This is a genomic window from Litchfieldia alkalitelluris (genome assembly GCF_002153425.1).
GTDB lineage: Bacteria > Bacillota > Bacilli > Bacillales > Salisediminibacteriaceae > Evansella > Evansella alkalicola.
The window spans coordinates 4,796,052-4,812,324 of sequence record NZ_KZ119600.1 but is presented as its reverse complement, the minus strand read 5'-3'; the positions used below and the strand labels follow the sequence as shown (position 1 = coordinate 4,812,324).

14 protein-coding genes, 1 rRNA gene, 1 other RNA gene and 1 other annotated feature (1 of these 17 running past the window's edge) are annotated in these 16,273 nt (G+C 38.8%); all 16 genes read right to left on the bottom strand.

Annotated features, from left to right (window positions below; all coding sequences use genetic code 11):
* Window positions 1-394, bottom strand: a sequence feature (23S ribosomal RNA rRNA prediction is too short) (it extends 390 nt beyond the left edge of the window).
* A 460-nt stretch (window positions 395-854) separates the two neighbouring features.
* The 16 genes from BW724_RS22690 to BW724_RS22615 all read right to left on the bottom strand — a co-directional run bounded on the left by BW724_RS22690 (window position 855) and on the right by BW724_RS22615 (window position 16,156).
* A 16S ribosomal RNA gene (locus BW724_RS22690) occupies window positions 855-2,410 on the bottom strand.
* 365 nt (window positions 2,411-2,775) lie between these two features.
* A complete protein-coding gene (locus BW724_RS22685; protein WP_088077443.1) occupies window positions 2,776-3,039 on the bottom strand; it encodes a pro-sigmaK processing inhibitor BofA family protein in 264 nt (87 codons plus the stop codon).
* Between the two features lie 106 nt (window positions 3,040-3,145).
* Entirely contained in the window at window positions 3,146-3,367 is a 222-nt protein-coding gene (locus BW724_RS22680; RefSeq protein ID WP_088077441.1) for a YaaL family protein, read from the bottom strand.
* 11 nt (window positions 3,368-3,378) lie between these two features.
* Entirely contained in the window at window positions 3,379-3,975 is a 597-nt protein-coding gene (recR, locus tag BW724_RS22675; RefSeq protein ID WP_088077439.1) for a recombination mediator RecR, read from the bottom strand.
* Window positions 3,976-4,176: 201 nt separating this feature from the next.
* A complete protein-coding gene (locus tag BW724_RS22670) occupies window positions 4,177-4,488 on the bottom strand; it encodes a YbaB/EbfC family nucleoid-associated protein (RefSeq protein WP_088077438.1) in 312 nt (103 codons plus the stop codon).
* Window positions 4,489-4,522: 34 nt separating this feature from the next.
* Entirely contained in the window at window positions 4,523-6,241 is a 1,719-nt protein-coding gene (gene dnaX / locus BW724_RS22665) for a DNA polymerase III subunit gamma/tau (protein WP_088077436.1), read from the bottom strand.
* Between the two features lie 294 nt (window positions 6,242-6,535).
* Window positions 6,536-6,801: signal recognition particle sRNA large type (gene ffs, locus BW724_RS22660), an RNA gene on the bottom strand.
* A gap of 119 nt (window positions 6,802-6,920) precedes the next feature.
* Complete coding sequence (locus BW724_RS22655) at window positions 6,921-7,079, bottom strand: YycC family protein (protein WP_088077434.1); 159 nt, start codon at window positions 7,077-7,079, stop codon at window positions 6,921-6,923.
* A 25-nt stretch (window positions 7,080-7,104) separates the two neighbouring features.
* Window positions 7,105-7,602, bottom strand: coding sequence for a tRNA adenosine(34) deaminase TadA (gene tadA, locus BW724_RS22650; protein ID WP_235849052.1), 498 nt, complete (start codon window positions 7,600-7,602; stop codon window positions 7,105-7,107).
* 224 nt (window positions 7,603-7,826) lie between these two features.
* Entirely contained in the window at window positions 7,827-8,729 is a 903-nt protein-coding gene (gene opp4C, locus BW724_RS22645) for an oligopeptide ABC transporter permease (protein WP_088077432.1), read from the bottom strand.
* 15 nt (window positions 8,730-8,744) lie between these two features.
* Entirely contained in the window at window positions 8,745-9,710 is a 966-nt protein-coding gene (opp4B, locus tag BW724_RS22640) for an oligopeptide ABC transporter permease (protein ID WP_088077430.1), read from the bottom strand.
* A gap of 53 nt (window positions 9,711-9,763) precedes the next feature.
* Entirely contained in the window at window positions 9,764-11,560 is a 1,797-nt protein-coding gene (gene opp4A / locus BW724_RS22635; protein WP_088077427.1) for an oligopeptide ABC transporter substrate-binding protein, read from the bottom strand.
* A gap of 41 nt (window positions 11,561-11,601) precedes the next feature.
* Window positions 11,602-12,591, bottom strand: coding sequence for an ABC transporter ATP-binding protein (locus BW724_RS22630; RefSeq protein ID WP_088077425.1), 990 nt, complete (start codon window positions 12,589-12,591; stop codon window positions 11,602-11,604).
* Window positions 12,588-13,598: an ABC transporter ATP-binding protein gene (locus tag BW724_RS22625; RefSeq protein WP_088077423.1), complete on the bottom strand. Its 1,011-nt coding sequence runs from the start codon at window positions 13,596-13,598 to the stop codon at window positions 12,588-12,590. The genes BW724_RS22630 and BW724_RS22625 overlap by 4 nt, the downstream gene beginning before the upstream one ends.
* A gap of 662 nt (window positions 13,599-14,260) precedes the next feature.
* Window positions 14,261-15,178 (bottom strand): oligopeptide ABC transporter permease, encoded by a 918-nt coding sequence (opp4C, locus tag BW724_RS22620; RefSeq protein WP_088077421.1) that lies wholly within the window; start codon window positions 15,176-15,178, stop codon window positions 14,261-14,263.
* Window positions 15,179-15,190: 12 nt separating this feature from the next.
* Window positions 15,191-16,156, bottom strand: coding sequence for an ABC transporter permease (locus BW724_RS22615; RefSeq protein WP_088077418.1), 966 nt, complete (start codon window positions 16,154-16,156; stop codon window positions 15,191-15,193).
* Between the last annotated feature and the right edge of the window lie 117 nt (window positions 16,157-16,273).

Below are 16,273 nucleotides of genomic sequence, written 5' to 3'. Positions count from 1 at the left end.
ACATTTCGACTACAGGGCTGTTACCTTGTCTCGCGGATCTTTCCAGATCGCTTCGTCTACGCCGTTTCTTTGTAACTCCGTATGGAGTGTCCTACAACCCCAAGAGGCAAGCCTCTTGGTTTGGGCTCTTTCCGTTTCGCTCGCCGCTACTCAGGAAATCGAATTTTCTTTCTCTTCCTCTGGGTACTAAGATGTTTCAGTTCCCCAGGTCTGCCTTCTCATACCCTATGGATTCAGGTATGGATACCATCCCATTACGGATGGTGGGTTCCCCCATTCGGATATCTCCGGATCAAAGCTTACTTACAGCTCCCCGAAGCATTTCGGTGTTCGTCCCGTCCTTCATCGGCTCCTAGTGCCAAGGCATTCACCGTGTGCCCTTTCTAGCTTAACCATTTAAGCTGCAGATGATCTTCGTTCTTCTTCGTCAGCTGCACCCTCTCGTTCATGTCACGTATGTGAATACGTTCAGTCACTTGACGGCTTGCTTCCTCGAATAACTCGATCCTCTTTGCTTAAAACTTTATAAAAAGTTTTAATAAGCTTTTTGGCGTCATTATTAATTAGCCTTCTCTAAGACACTTAGTTGAACTCTTCAAAAAGCATAGGCTTTTCAAATAAGTTAACCAGTGTTTCTTATCAATCTTGTGTTATCTAGTTTTCAAAGGACAACGACGCACAGGAAGTGCTAGCTTCGGTGTTGTCACAGGATGTGACGGTTTTAACCGAAGTTCCTTCAATCCCTTTTCTTCATGAGAAGAAAAAAGCGTCTTGAGAGTATGACCTCTCAAAACTAAACAAAAAGTACCAAAACGAAGTTTTTTAAAAAGGTATGAGCCTTTTAAGCTCCTTAGAAAGGAGGTGATCCATCCCCACCTTCCGGTAGGGATACCTTGTTACGACTTCACCCCAATCACCTGTCCCACCTTCGGCGGCTCGCTCCTAAAAGGTTACGGCACCGACTTCGGGTGTTACAAGCTCTCGTGGTGTGACGGGCGGTGTGTACAAGGCCCGGGAACGTATTCACCGCGGCATGCTGATCCGCGATTACTAGCAATTCCGGCTTCATGCAGGCGAGTTGCAGCCTGCAATCCGAACTGAGAATGGCTTTATGGGATTCGCTCAACCTCGCGGTTTTGCTGCCCTTTGTACCATCCATTGTAGCACGTGTGTAGCCCAGGTCATAAGGGGCATGATGATTTGACGTCATCCCCACCTTCCTCCGGTTTGTCACCGGCAGTCACCTTAGAGTGCCCAACTGAATGCTGGCAACTAAGATCAAGGGTTGCGCTCGTTGCGGGACTTAACCCAACATCTCACGACACGAGCTGACGACAACCATGCACCACCTGTCACTCTGTCCCCCGAAGGGGAACGTCCTATCTCTAGGAGTGGCAGAGGATGTCAAGACCTGGTAAGGTTCTTCGCGTTGCTTCGAATTAAACCACATGCTCCACTGCTTGTGCGGGCCCCCGTCAATTCCTTTGAGTTTCAGCCTTGCGGCCGTACTCCCCAGGCGGAGTGCTTAATGTGTTAACTGCGGCACTAAGGGCATCGAAACCCCTAACACCTAGCACTCATCGTTTACGGCGTGGACTACCAGGGTATCTAATCCTGTTTGCTCCCCACGCTTTCGCGCCTCAGCGTCAGTTGTAGGCCAGAAAGTCGCCTTCGCCACTGGTGTTCCTCCACATATCTACGCATTTCACCGCTACACGTGGAATTCCACTTTCCTCTCCTACACTCAAGTCCCCCAGTTTCCAATGACCCTCCACGGTTGAGCCGTGGGCTTTCACATCAGACTTAAGAGACCGCCTGCGCGCGCTTTACGCCCAATAATTCCGGACAACGCTTGCCCCCTACGTATTACCGCGGCTGCTGGCACGTAGTTAGCCGGGGCTTTCTGGTTAGGTACCGTCAAGGTGCCAACCTATTCGAATGGCACTTGTTCTTCCCTAACAACAGAACTTTACAATCCGAAGACCTTCATCGTTCACGCGGCGTTGCACCGTCAGGCTTTCGCCCATTGCGGATGATTCCCTACTGCTGCCTCCCGTAGGAGTCTGGACCGTGTCTCAGTTCCAGTGTGGCCGATCACCCTCTCAGGTCGGCTACGCATCGTTGCCTTGGTGAGCCGTTACCTCACCAACTAGCTAATGCGCCGCGGGCCCATCTCACAGTGTTAGGATAAATCCCAACTTTTACAATTGAACCATGCGGTTCATTTGATCATCCGGTATTAGCTTCGGTTTCCCGAAGTTATCCCAGTCTGTAAGGCAGGTTGCCCACGTGTTACTCACCCGTCCGCCGCTAACTTCTCTAAAGCAAGCTTTAAAGAAGTCCGCTCGACTTGCATGTATTAGGCACGCCGCCAGCGTTCGTCCTGAGCCAGGATCAAACTCTCCAATAAAGTGTTTGATGTCTAGCTGCAGATTTTCATCTGGCTAATTTTGTAATTCATTGACGGGATATTCTTCATTACTTCATAAAATATGAAATAACTTCTTATCCCACTTCGTTTGGCTTTTTGTTTAGTTTTCAAAGGTCAGTATCATTTCGTTACTGTTTTAACAGCAACTTTTATATCATATCACCATTAAATCCAACTGTCAACAACTTTCAAAAGTTTTTTTAGAAAAACATTTACTGACTGTATTTCCAAATGAACAGTCGTTTTTAGCGACAAAAATTATTATATTACGCAAACAATATAAAGTCAACACTTTTTAACAATTCATAACAAAAAGCGTTGACCTTCACATCATGTTTTAACATTTAAATCAAAAGTGTATCAATGAAGATTAATGCGATTATCCCTGGAATACCTAAAAATCCTGACACAGCTGCCGTAAATACATTGATCGGTAAGCTGTAATCGATCAACATACCAAATGTATTTAAAAAGAACAATAGCAATGCCCCAATTAATAATCGGATAGCCCCTTGTCCAAACCACCTTAACGGTTTCATAGGTGCCCCCAGAATTAATAGTAAAAATATAAGTGCACCTAATAACGATAATATAACTACAGGCTCCATCCTATAACAAACCCCCTTAACACAGAAAATTTAGCTCTAATAAAGGAAAAGTACAAGCTGTTATTAAAGGGTATGTTATACAAACGGAATTAGAACTTATTATTAATTATCTCTTTTTTAAACCAGTTCCACGAAAACGAGCTTCTTTCAGTAAAAATAAATACTTTGCCTTTTCGAGTTTAGCGCGGTATACGACATCAACATGATGATCAAAACTACTTTCAATTAACTCTTCTCTTTGCTTAACTCTGTTTTTCATAACATCTAGATGCCAGAGAAGTTCATTATCTTCATTGTTACGTAATTTCTTTTTTTTACGAAAGATCATCAAAGTCCCTCCTACAATTCTCTCCTACCTTCAATTGCTTTAGATAGTGTAACCTCATCTGCATATTCTAAATCTCCCCCTACAGGTAAACCATGTGCGATTCTGGTTACTTTCAACCCTGTTGGCTTGATGAGTCGAGAAATGTACATGGCAGTTGCTTCCCCTTCAATGTTTGGGTTAGTTGCGATGATTACCTCTTGAATCGTCTCATCTTGGAGTCTTTTTAATAGGTCAGGAATATTAATGTCTTCTGGACCTATCCCATCTACAGGTGAAATTGCCCCTTGGAGAACATGATAAAGGCCAATATATTCCTTCATTTTTTCCATAGCAATAACATCTTTTGTATCCTGAACCACACATATTATTGACTTATCCCGCGTTGTATCTTCACAGATGCGGCAAGGATTTGTATCAGTAATATGGTGACAAATGGAGCAGTATGTTAATTCTCTTTTTGCATTAACTAACGCCTTAGCGAAGTCTAATACATCATCTTCCTTCATATCTAAAACATAAAAAGCTAACCTAGCAGCTGTTTTAGGTCCTATACCTGGTAACCGCATAAATCCTTCAATTAGCTTTGAAATTGGTAAAGGGTATTGCATGATTATGTCTTCCTTTCCTAGATACCATTAATCGTCATTCTTTTTACATCACTCTTATTTTAGTTCATTTCTATCATCATAGTACAAATAAATATGATCTGCATCCTAAATTTTTTATAAAGAAAAGACCTGGTCGATTAGTAAACAAATACGAATCACCAAGTCTTCAACATATTTTTTCCTATTACCTAAAGGACGATATTAGAACATTCCTGGAATATTCATTCCTTTAGTGAATTTACCCATTTTTTCATTAACAAGCTCATCTACTTTTGCTAGTGCCTCATTTGTTGCTGCTAACACTAGATCCTGTAGCATTTCAATATCGTCTGGATCTACAACTTCTTCTTTAATTTGAATATCAAGAATCTGCTTTTCACCATTTGCCACGACAGTAATCATGCCGCCACCAACTGTTACCTCCACAGTTTCTTCCTTTAACTGCTCCTGTGCTTTCGCCATATCCTTTTGCATCTTTTGCATTTGCTTCATCATATTACCCATGTTTCTCATTAATAACTCCTCGCTTTCCTCATATAAAATTAATTTAGTCTTTTATTTCTACTAAATCCTCTCCAAAAAGCTTAACAGCCTCTTGTACAAGGGGGTTCTCTTCTTCTTCCTTTTGTTCAGAATTTCCATCTGAGGATTTTTGTTGTTTCAAAAATGCATCCTTTGTTTCTTCCCAGTGGTTTTCTAGTATAGCTGATAATGTCATAGTTCGCTGTAAAATAGTAGAGACCGTTTGTTCAACAAGGGCCCTGAATTTATCATCAATCATATCCCTGTGCATCTCATTTTTAAACGCTAAAACAAATTCACCATCTGAACAAGCAACTGGTTTAGAGTCATTAAGCCAGGCTGACGCAGGTACACTTTGTTGCTTTACCTGTTCCATTACTTGTGCCCAATGACTATTTAACTGCTGTAGATGCTGCTTACTAGCACGTTGAAGCATGCCTTTCACTCTACTAATTTGTACACGGCTTTTTCCACTAGCTTGTATAGGGCGAGGTTTACCCCTACTTGGTTCAGACACTTGAGTATCTGAAGTGTTTCCATTTGCTGAATATCCCGACTCGGACATTCGTTTCACTGATGCCTCTAGCTCATTTACCCGTTTCAATAATAGCTGAATGGTTTCATTTTGATCTAAGCTAACGGTAGCAGAAGTACCACTACTAGACATGTGACAAACTTGAACGATAAACATTTCTAAGAAAACTTTAGGATGACTGGACCATTTCATTTCCTGCTGAAACCTATTTAGCATTTCCATTACTTCATATATCCAAGCATTCTCTAATTGGTCAGCTATTTGTTGAAAGTTCTCATCTAGAGCTAGCCTATCTTTCACCTCATCTAATTGTGGTGCTGCCTTGTACATCAAGACATCTCTATAGAGAAAAATGAGATCTTCTAAAAAGCGATTTGGATCCTTACCATCTCGAATAATTGTATCGACGGCTGTTAGACCTTTCGCAACATCACTATTATTTAGTGCATTTGCTACATCATATAATAATTGTTGAGATACGGCACCTGTTATAGATAAAACATCATCCATTCGAACCACATCATCTGCATAAGATATGGCCTGATCGAGAAGACTTAATGCATCCCTCATGCCCCCTTCTGATACTCTTGCAATCATGGAAAGGGCATCTTCATCAACTTTTATGGAGGAAGAATTAATTATCTCCTTCATTCTATCTATCATTGCATGGGCGCTAATACGCTTGAAATCAAACCGTTGGCATCGAGAAATAATTGTTAACGGTATTTTATGTGGTTCTGTTGTTGCTAATATAAAGATAACGTGGCGAGGAGGCTCCTCTAAAGTTTTTAATAATGCATTAAATGCACCAGTAGATAACATGTGAACCTCATCAATAATATAAACCTTATATTTTACGGAACTAGGAGCGAATTTTACTTTATCACGAATATCTCTAATCTCATCAACACCGTTATTACTGGCAGCATCAATTTCCATCACATCTACTATAGAGCCATCTGAAATTCCACGGCACGCTCGACAGTTATTGCAAGGCTCTTCAACAGGTGCATTTTCACAGTTGATCGCTTTTGCTACAATTTTGGCAGCACTTGTTTTCCCTGTACCCCTAGGACCTGTAAACAAATAAGCATGTGATAATTTTTCTTGTATTAAAGCATTTTTCAAGGTTTTTGTAATATGCTCCTGGCCTACTACATCAGATAGACACTTCGGCCGCCATACCCTATATAGCGCTTGATAACTCATGTGGCGCACCCTTTCTTTCTCTCACAAATTACAAAAGTACTCTTCTGTAATAGGGGGTATTATATTTATGATGGATAATAAAGCTAACAATAATAACAAACCATACTTTTAAAAAAAATAATCTTTCAAAATCTTAACAAAGTAAAGAACTCATTCCTATTATACCGATTCATATAGTTAAATTCAAAACGATTATCATTTTTGTAAAGAAAAATTAGTTTCTATTACTACTATTTTTATGTATTAAAAAAGCTGTCTCTATGAAAGACAGCTTCAATAATATATTTATAAATGCCGTGCACCTTCTGTCGATTAAAGTATCATAAGCGTTACCTAAGCAGTTAGCTCGGACCAGGCGACTCTACGGCACACGGAAAGGACTGCTTACTGCTGCTTCCTTCCGGACCTGACAGGGTTCACAGGTTTCCGTTGCGTAGAACCCAATCGTCAACACCACTTACTTAGGTCAGACCTTACAATACTAAAACCTCGAGAGAGGATTCGGCCTCGCTATAGCGGATTGCGAGTACAGGGCACCGCTACCTCCCCGCTTAGCACGGCAAAGTTATAAATGAATTTAGTGCATCGCTTTTAACAATGCACAACCAAGTATAGATTGTTTTTGTCCTAAATGCAAGTGTGGGTTATGGAAAAAGTGGGAGTCCTTTCCTCCACGTAATTATTTATCTTCTTGGTTTTTGTCTGCAGCAGCTTCTTCTACCCTTTTCAGCTTCTCCATTAATATATGTGGTGGAGTATGCATCACATGCTCAATAGGCATCTTTAACTTTTCAGATATCATTTTCGCTGTTTCTAGCGAGATTTGGTTTGGTCTCATTCTATTTACTCCCCTTTATTGATATTTATGAATCATCATTTTTACGTTTCCTTTTTGTTCGCAGTTCTTTAAAAAAATTAGTCAATAATGATGAACATTCTTCTTCTAAAATACCACTAGTTGTTAGTACCGTATGATTAAAGCGCGGCTCATCTAATAAGTTCATTAATGTTCCACAGCAACCACCTTTAGGATCTGAAGCACCATAAACTACTCGCTTTAACCTGGATTGTACTATTGCACCTGCACACATCGCGCACGGTTCAAGGGTAACATATAATGTACAGTTTTCTAAACGCCAGCTCTCAAGTGCGTTACAAGCACCACTTATAGCTATCATTTCTGCATGTGCAATTGACTGCTGGTCACGTTCCCGTAAGTTATGTCCCCTAGCGATAATCTTATTTTCCGAAACGACAACAGCACCAATAGGAACTTCCCCTATTTGTCCGGCACCCATTGCTTCCTTTAAAGCCTCTCGCATAAAATATCTATCTTCTTCAAGCCATTTCATCTCATGCATAAGTCACCTTTTACATCTTTGAAATTTTTGACATCATCAATCCTTTAATTAAATTTTAAGCAAAAACCACGTCTATTACAAACTTTTAGTGATGAAAAAAGGTACATTAGCTCATATATAAGCCAATGTACCGTAAAATACATAAATCACGCAACGATTAGAATACATAACATGCCATTACTAATGGATAAGCTTACACAATAGCTATGACAGGCTATGTAAGCTTACCTTGCAGATTTTGGATTAAATGCATCCTTAATACCTTCACCAATAAAGTTGATTGAAAGTATAGTCAAAGTAATTGCCATTGCTGGAGGTACCCAGATCCACCACATTGTTCTAATAACGTGTGGTTGTCTTGCTTCTTGCATCATGTTCCCCCAACTTGGAGTACCTGAAGGCACACCAAAACCTAAGAAACTTAATGATGTTTCTGCAACAATCATAACAGCTAACAATAAAGTAGCCTGTACAATAATTGTTGTCATAACGTTTGGAAGTAAATGTTTACGTATGACTTTAAATGGTGTACCACCAATTGAAATAGCTGCCATAACATATTCATTTTCCTTCTCAGACATAGTTTTACTACGTACTACCCTTGCTGCACCCGTCCAACCAAGTGCACTGATTACAAGTACTAATGCCCAAATCCCCGCTTCACGGAAAATGGAAGCTAGTACGATAACAAAGACTAAGAAAGGGAAGTTCATTACAAAATCAGTAAAACGCATGAGAACAGCATCAACCCAACCACCATAGAATCCTGCGATTGATCCAACAACAGTCCCTATTGATATAACTAACGCCATACAAACAAAACCGATAGTTAGTGAAGTTCTACCACCATATAACAATAGTGTCCAAACATCTCTACCAGCGGCATCAGTCCCTAACAAATGAGCTCCACCAGGTGATATATTACGATTCATAGGATCTACTCGAATCGGATCAAATGGTGCAATAAAAGGCGCCAAAAATGATAAAATAATAACAGTTACTAGAAATATTAAACTAATCATGGCTAGTTTATTTCTTAACAGTTTTCTTCTTGCTATTGCCCACGGGGACTGTTTTTTGGCTATTTTCTCTAAACGCTCTGCTTGTTGATTATCCATTGCTGACATAACCTCATATCCCCCCTATTCTACCCTGATCCTTGGATCGACAAGTCCATACACTAAATCTGCAATTAAGTTACCAACTAATGTAGCAACTGAAAGCATCAGTGTAATTGCAAGTACGACGGAAGAGTCTCTGTTTGTTATAGAACTAATGAATAACTCTCCAATTCCAGGGAATCCAAAAACTGTTTCAATAATAACTGAACCACCAATAATACTAGCAATATCAAATCCAAATAAAGTTACAATTGGAATAATGGAGTTTCTCAAAATATGCTTGTTGTAAATAGCATTTTCAGCAGTACCTTTTGCGCGTGCAGTACGCACATAATCTTTTTGTGAGCTTTCAATAATATCATTTCGTAAGAATTGCGTGTAGCTTGCAGTAGTCAGCATCCCTAAAACTAAAGCTGGTAATGCTGTGTGCTTTAATTTACTGAGCCAGAATTCCATTGTCCCAGGCTGAATTCCTGAACCAATACTCCCTGTTGCAGGGAACCATCCTAATTGGAATGAGAAAAAGAAAATGGCAAAAATTGCTGCAACAAAACTTGGAACTGCGAGCATTAAATAATTTAAACCTTGAATTCCATAATCTCCGATGGTATATGGGTGTCGACCTGCATATCTCCCCATAAAGAATGCCAATATATACGTTATGATCATTGACATGACAGATAACAATATGGTGTTGGGCAGTCTCTGACCTATTAACTCAGTAACTGGCATTTTACGATTGTAAGATCGTCCAAAATCCCACTGTAGCACATTCCCAGCCCATCGTGCGTATTGAACATGTACAGGGTCATTTAAACCTAATCTATCTCTCATTTCCGCAATATATTCCGGATTTGAATTAGCGGGGTCGATTTGCCCAGAAAGGGCATCCCCTGGCATAGCTAATGCCAGGGTGAATACCACAATGGAGATCATGACCAAAATCGGAATCATGATGAGTATTCTTCTTAATGTGTATATTAACATTGATCATTTCTCTCCTTGTTTAACATTTAAACAACTGTTTTCGATAAAAGATCTTACTCTACGTCAGTTCTGTACCATAAGTGTGGGTTATATACCGCACTACTTAAGAATGGTTGAACATTTTGTACATTTCCATCAACAGCATAAACACCAGTTGGTCCGAATAATGGAATTAAAGGTAGTTCTTCGTTGATGTGTTGGTGCCACTCTTGGTAAACCTCTTTACGGTAATCAAAGTCTAACGCTTCTTCACTTAAACCTCTTACGATTAACTCTTCAGATAAGTCAGAGTACCATCTTGGGAAGTTCCAGAAGTCATTTTGTCTCCAAAGACCACTTGGATCTGGGTCTGCTGCTAATCCCCATGCACCCATGAATAGGTCGATGTCTGGATCATCTTCTTCTACTAAATCATAGAATAAGTTAAATTCGAACAACTGACCATCTTGTAAGCGAGCATTAACTCCTACATCTTGAAGGTTTTGAACAATATATTGTGCACGTGGCTCAGAAATATCAGATCCACTCATCGCCATGAAGTTAACAGTGAATTCTTCACCATTAGGATCTAAACGCCAGCCATCAGCATCTCTTTGATCATAACCAGCTTCATCAAGTAATTCGTTTGCTTTTGCAATGTCAGCTTCTCTATCATCAGTATCATACTGAATTAAAGAAGACTCATCTGGATATGCCCAGCTAATAACTGCTTCTGGTGCGTTGATTACAACACCATAACCATCACTGAAAGAATCAATCATACCTTGACGGTCTAATGCGTAAGCAAATGCTTGACGTACACGTACGTCTTCAAATTTAGGATTATCCATTACAACTTGCTCACCATCCCAGTGACCAAGCTTGAATCCAATGTAGCTGTAAGAAAGTCTTTCATATTCTAAAACTTGTACATCTGGATTTCCTTCAAGCTGTACCGCTTGACCTGGTTGGATCTCAAGAATATCTACTTCACCTTGTTGAACTAATTCAGCACCCATTGCGCCGTCTACTACACGGTAAACAACACCATCTAGGTTAGGTGCACCTTGCCAGTAGTCATCAAATCGTTCCATTTCAACCATTTCACCAGGAACGACGTTTGTTACTTTAAATGGACCAAAACCAACTGGATTACGACGAACTTCATCAGCATCCATTAGGTCTGCAACAGGAATTCCTTCATAATGATTACTTGGAGAAGGATTCGTCCATAAGTTAGCAACTGTGTTAGGTGAAACTTGGTTAACTTGTACTTCTACAGTATAGTCGTTAACTTTTGTTACCCCTTCTAACTCATGTACTGGAAGTGGATCATAATCTTCTAAGTTTTTCACATCTTCAAAACCTACGATCATTTCTCCATTGGAAGTTCTTGGACCTTCGTAGTCTGGGTGAGCGATAACTTGCCAAGTATAGATCATGTCATCAACTGTTAACTCACTACCATCATGCCAAAGAATTCCTTCTTGGATTGTAAGAGTAACCGTTAAACCATCTTCTGAAACTTCGTACTCTGCAGCATGGTCAATTGTGCTAAGATCTTCTGCAGTTGATAATAGTGTGTCGTGGAACAAACCTAATACTAGTGAATCATCTTGCCCTTCATAGTGAGCATAGTCAAAAACACCAGCAAACGGCTGTGTGAAACCATAAGTAACTGTTCCACCTTGAGGAACATCACTTTCTGCTGCTTCGTCAGTATCATCAGCTTCGTCAGTGTCATCAGTGTCATCTACATCAGTTTCGCCTGTATCTGTATCCGCAGGCTCTTCATCGTCTCCGCCACAAGCTACTACTAGTAAGGATACAGCAAGTAGCATTGCAAGTAACAATAATAGTGATTTTTTCATCTTAGTAATTCCCCCTAATGTTTAGTAAGCACCTAATTTGATCATTCATAAAGCAAACATGACACTCTGTGTTCCTCTTTCACCTCCTTTAAGTGAGGTCTCTTCTCGCTACACTCAGGCATAGCCTCAGGACAACGAGGGTGGAAAGGACATCCTGTCGGCGGATTTTGCGGACTTGGGACATCTCCTGTTAAAATGATTCTTTCACTTTTATTTCTAGGATCTGGTTGAGGGATAGCTGAAATTAATGCTTGAGTATATGGATGCTTTGGATTTCTATAAATTTCATCTGCAGCCGCTACTTCCACCAGGTTCCCTAAATACATAACTCCAATGCGATCACTCATATGTTTTACAACACTTAAATCATGAGCAATAAACAATAGAGTTAGATCAAACTCTTTTTGAAGACTCTTTAGTAAGTTTAAAACTTGAGATTGTACAGATACATCTAAAGCTGAAACTGGTTCGTCTGCAACGATGAGTTTTGGCTTTAGAGCCAATGCTCTCGCAATACCAATACGTTGACGTTGACCGCCAGAAAATTCGTGTGGATATTTATAATAAGCATCTTCTGGTAATCCTACTTTAGTCAATAATTCCATTACTTCATTTTTCAGTTTCTTCTCAGAACCCAAGCCGTAGTTTAATAGTGGTTCAGAAACGATACTCCCTACCATCATTTTAGGATTTAATGATGCATAAGGGTCTTGGAATACCATTTGAATATCTTTTCTTATATTTCTAAGTTGGCTTCCTGAAAGGTTCGTAATATCTCTACCTTCGAATATGATTTTTCCATCTGTAGGTTTAAAGAGTCGAGTGATTGTTCTTCCAGCTGTAGACTTACCACAACCAGATTCTCCAACTAAACCGAACGTTTCCCCACGTTTTAATTCAAGGGAAATTCTATCAACAGCTTTTACATCTCCTATTTTTCTGCGGAAAAAGCCACCACGAACTGGATAATATTTTCTTAAGTTTTCTACTTGCAATAAATGCTCGGATTGTTTTTTAGTTTCTTGGCTCATGATTGCACCTCCGCTTTATCAGGATGGCTCGCATCATATAGAATACATCTAACAGAATGATCTTTTTCTGTCTCTCCTAATCGCGGAGTAATTTTTCTACATTCAGGCATTGCCTCAGGACAACGATCCACAAATCGACATCCCGCTTCTGGCATGTTCTTTAATGAAGGAACAATTCCTTTAATAGTATTTAAAACTTCCACTTCTTCTTCCATTCTTGGAATAGAGCTTAGAAGTGATTTCGTGTAAGGGTGTTTTGGATTATAGAATATATTATCTACGTTAGACTGCTCCACCACTTGACCTGCATACATTACAACCACACGGTCAGCCATTTCAGCAACTACACCTAAGTCATGTGTAATTAACAACACAGCCATCCCAACTTCATCTTGGATTTTTCCAATTAATTCAAGAATTTGGGCCTGTACTGTTACGTCTAACGCTGTAGTTGGCTCATCTGCTATAAGAAGTTGAGGTTGACATGCAATCGCCATGGCAATCATTACACGCTGTCTCATCCCACCTGATAACTGGTGTGGATACTCGTGCACAATCTGCTCCGCTCGTGAAATTCCAACTTGATTTAGTAATGATACAGATTTTTTACGTATTTCTTCTTTTGGTATTTTAGTATGGTTTACTAAAACTTCATCCATCTGGAATCCGATTGTTAGTACTGGGTTTAACGCCGTCATCGGTTCCTGGAAGATCATACTAATATCTTTACCACGAATTTTGTTCATTTCTTTTGTATTTAATGGTACAAGATCCTTACCTTTATATAGGATTTGTCCCTTATCTATTTTACCGTTGTGTTTTGGTAGTAAATCCATAATGGATAAAGACATAACACTTTTTCCACATCCAGATTCACCTACGACACACACTACTTCTTTAGGCTTAACATCAAAGGAAACATCCTTAACTGCATGATAAGTTTTCCCGTCTATATCAAAACCTGTGTGTAGATTCTTAATCTCTAATAATGGTTCTCTATTACTCATAGGATATCATACCCCTCGATATTTTCTGAAAATAATAAAAACAGACATAAAAGTAATATTATAATAACGTATTATACCTGTCAACTTGAACTTTGCTAGTTTATAATTTTGCAATTTTGTTACGGTTTTATAATTATTTTAATTGTCAGATAACTATTTGTAAAGATAATTCTTACAATTTTTACATTTCCAAATATAAGTAACTGTCTTAACCCTTGCCATTCCTATGGTTTGTAACTAATTATTATATGAAAGAAATTATTTTAATATATATTTTACTAGTATATAAATAAAAATAATTCACAATCAGTAATGTATAACTTTTACATAAACATACCAATTTCTTAAATTACTGTTAAGCACCATCCTTTCAAAAAAGATAAAAAGATATATATATATACTATAAATAGAATCAATAACTGAATGACAAACATGTCACGAAACATTATACACGCTTTATTAAGATTATGCATGTTTTTTTTCACTAGATAACAGGTATTATCAATTTACTACTATAAAAAATATATCCATTTCTTCCTCTTAATTGTAAGGGGTTAGTCCAATAAAAAAAGAGCCTGGGACAAAAGTGTATTAACATACGAAAATTCGAACTTTCGCAAATTTATTTAAACACTTTTAGTTATGTCCCAACCTCATTATCCTTAGTAGTTACTTTTAGGATCGAAAGCATCTCTCAACCCGTCACCTATGAAGTTAATAGAGAGTACTGTTAGCAAAATGGCTAATCCTGGCGGTAACCAAGCCTCTGGATTCCCCTCTAACATTCGAAGATTTGTTGCCTCAGTTATCATATTCCCCCACGTTGGTGTTGGCTGCGGTATTCCAAATCCTATAAAACTTAATCCAGATTCTATAATTATCATTGTTGCCATCATTAAAGTTGCATTAACAATGATTGGCCCAATCGCATTAGGGAGGAAATGTTTAAATATTATCCTGAAGTCAGAAGCCCCTATTGACCTAGCTCCTAGTATAAATTCCTTCTCTCTTAAGGATAAAAATGTGGCTCTTATAATCCTAGTAAGGTTTGGCCAGGACGTCATAGCTATGATTACTATAAATATGGTGATATTGATCCTTTCCAAAATAGCAATAATCGTCAATACAAATAGAAGGAATGGGAGGATTAACATAAGATCCGTAATTCTCATAATTAAACTATCAATTTTCCCTCCATAATATCCTGCCAAGGAACCTAAAGTCACACCAATTAGAACAGTAAATAGCATAGCCGAAAAACCAACAGTAAGTGAAATGCGAGAACCATATACTAATCGTGAGAAGTTATCCCTCCCCGAACGATCTGTACCGAGCCAATGCTCAGAAGAAGCCTTCCCTTCTATATTAGTCATGTTATATTGTATTGGGTCATGAGTAGCAATCTGATCTGCGAAAATAGCAACGAGCACAAATACACTAAGAATAACGATACCTATAATTGCTAATTTATTCTTTAAGAACCGGCGCATCGCTAATTGGAAAGGACTTAAACTTTTTTCTGCCTTCATTCCATTATTCTTTGGATCTAAATTTAAGTTTTTTTGTAAATCAGTTTCCATCACGATTCACCTCTAATCGTATCGTATTCTTGGATCAACTACGGCGTAAAATATATCCGCTAATAAATTTCCAATTAAGATTGTTATTGCTAATATTAAGTTGATAGCCATTATTACAGGATAATCACGATTCTGAACAGATGTTAAGAAAAGTTGACCTAATCCTGGATAACTGAAAACTCGTTCAGTTATAATTGCACCACTTAAAAGTGTTCCAAACTCTAATCCTAAAAGAGTTATAATAGGAAGAAGAGCATTTCTTAAAGTATGTTTATAAAGAACGGAATGATTGCTCAGCCCTTTCGCTTTAGCTGTTCTTATAAAGTCACTACCTTTGACTTCCAAAATTTCCGTACGCATATATCTCATGTATGAAGCCGTACTGGCTAACCCTAATGTGAACCCAGGTAAGACTAAATGCTTTAACTTATCTAAAAATAATTCCATTCCAGATAGTCCAACAGTCGATACTGTACCTTGGGATGGGAACCAACCTAACATAAATCCAAATACATAGATAGCTAACAACCCAGCAAAAAAGTTAGGTGTGGCCAGACCTAAAAAGGCAAAGGTCGTAGCTCCATAATCAAAAAGTGAATACTTTCTCGTTGCTGAATAAATTCCTATTGGAATAGCAAAAGCAAGTGTTACCCCTAAAGCAAACAAAGATAAATATACAGTGTTCATTACTCTTGCATTGATTAACTCTGCGACCGAACGCCCTGTGTACTGCATGGATGTACCTAAATCCCCTGTAGCAACAGATGATAACCAATTCCAATATTGAACAGTTATATGGTCATTAAGACCCAAAGCCTCCCTACGCATGTCATATACTTCTGCAGGTATATTGGGATCTAACCTTTCCCCCGATAGCACATCTCCTGGAGCAGCCTTCGCTAATGCAAAAACGACGATTGTAATTAAAAATAGCATTGGGATAAATTGTAGTATTCGACGGATGATATACTTATGCATTCCACACACCTCCTAATCAGAAAAACACAAGGCTCTCACCTATATAAGATATAAATTTAATCTGGCAATTTATCTAATAGTTTTATAAAAGGGTACGTGCACGACCGAGGGCCCTGC

Coding starts and splice junctions, on each gene's coding strand:
- BW724_RS22685 (WP_088077443.1), bottom strand. CDS start 3,039: ATGGAGCCTGTAGTTATATTATCGTTATTAGGTGCACTTATATTTTTA.
- BW724_RS22680 (WP_088077441.1), bottom strand. CDS start 3,367: ATGATCTTTCGTAAAAAAAAGAAATTACGTAACAATGAAGATAATGAA.
- recR (WP_088077439.1), bottom strand. CDS start 3,975: ATGCAATACCCTTTACCAATTTCAAAGCTAATTGAAGGATTTATGCGG.
- BW724_RS22670 (WP_088077438.1), bottom strand. CDS start 4,488: ATGAGAAACATGGGTAATATGATGAAGCAAATGCAAAAGATGCAAAAG.
- dnaX (WP_088077436.1), bottom strand. CDS start 6,241: ATGAGTTATCAAGCGCTATATAGGGTATGGCGGCCGAAGTGTCTATCT.
- BW724_RS22655 (WP_088077434.1), bottom strand. CDS start 7,079: ATGAGACCAAACCAAATCTCGCTAGAAACAGCGAAAATGATATCTGAA.
- tadA (WP_235849052.1), bottom strand. CDS start 7,602: ATGCATGAGATGAAATGGCTTGAAGAAGATAGATATTTTATGCGAGAG.
- opp4C (WP_088077432.1), bottom strand. CDS start 8,729: ATGTCAGCAATGGATAATCAACAAGCAGAGCGTTTAGAGAAAATAGCC.
- opp4B (WP_088077430.1), bottom strand. CDS start 9,710: ATGTTAATATACACATTAAGAAGAATACTCATCATGATTCCGATTTTG.
- opp4A (WP_088077427.1), bottom strand. CDS start 11,560: ATGAAAAAATCACTATTATTGTTACTTGCAATGCTACTTGCTGTATCC.
- BW724_RS22630 (WP_088077425.1), bottom strand. CDS start 12,591: ATGAGCCAAGAAACTAAAAAACAATCCGAGCATTTATTGCAAGTAGAA.
- BW724_RS22625 (WP_088077423.1), bottom strand. CDS start 13,598: ATGAGTAATAGAGAACCATTATTAGAGATTAAGAATCTACACACAGGT.
- opp4C (WP_088077421.1), bottom strand. CDS start 15,178: ATGGAAACTGATTTACAAAAAAACTTAAATTTAGATCCAAAGAATAAT.
- BW724_RS22615 (WP_088077418.1), bottom strand. CDS start 16,156: ATGCATAAGTATATCATCCGTCGAATACTACAATTTATCCCAATGCTA.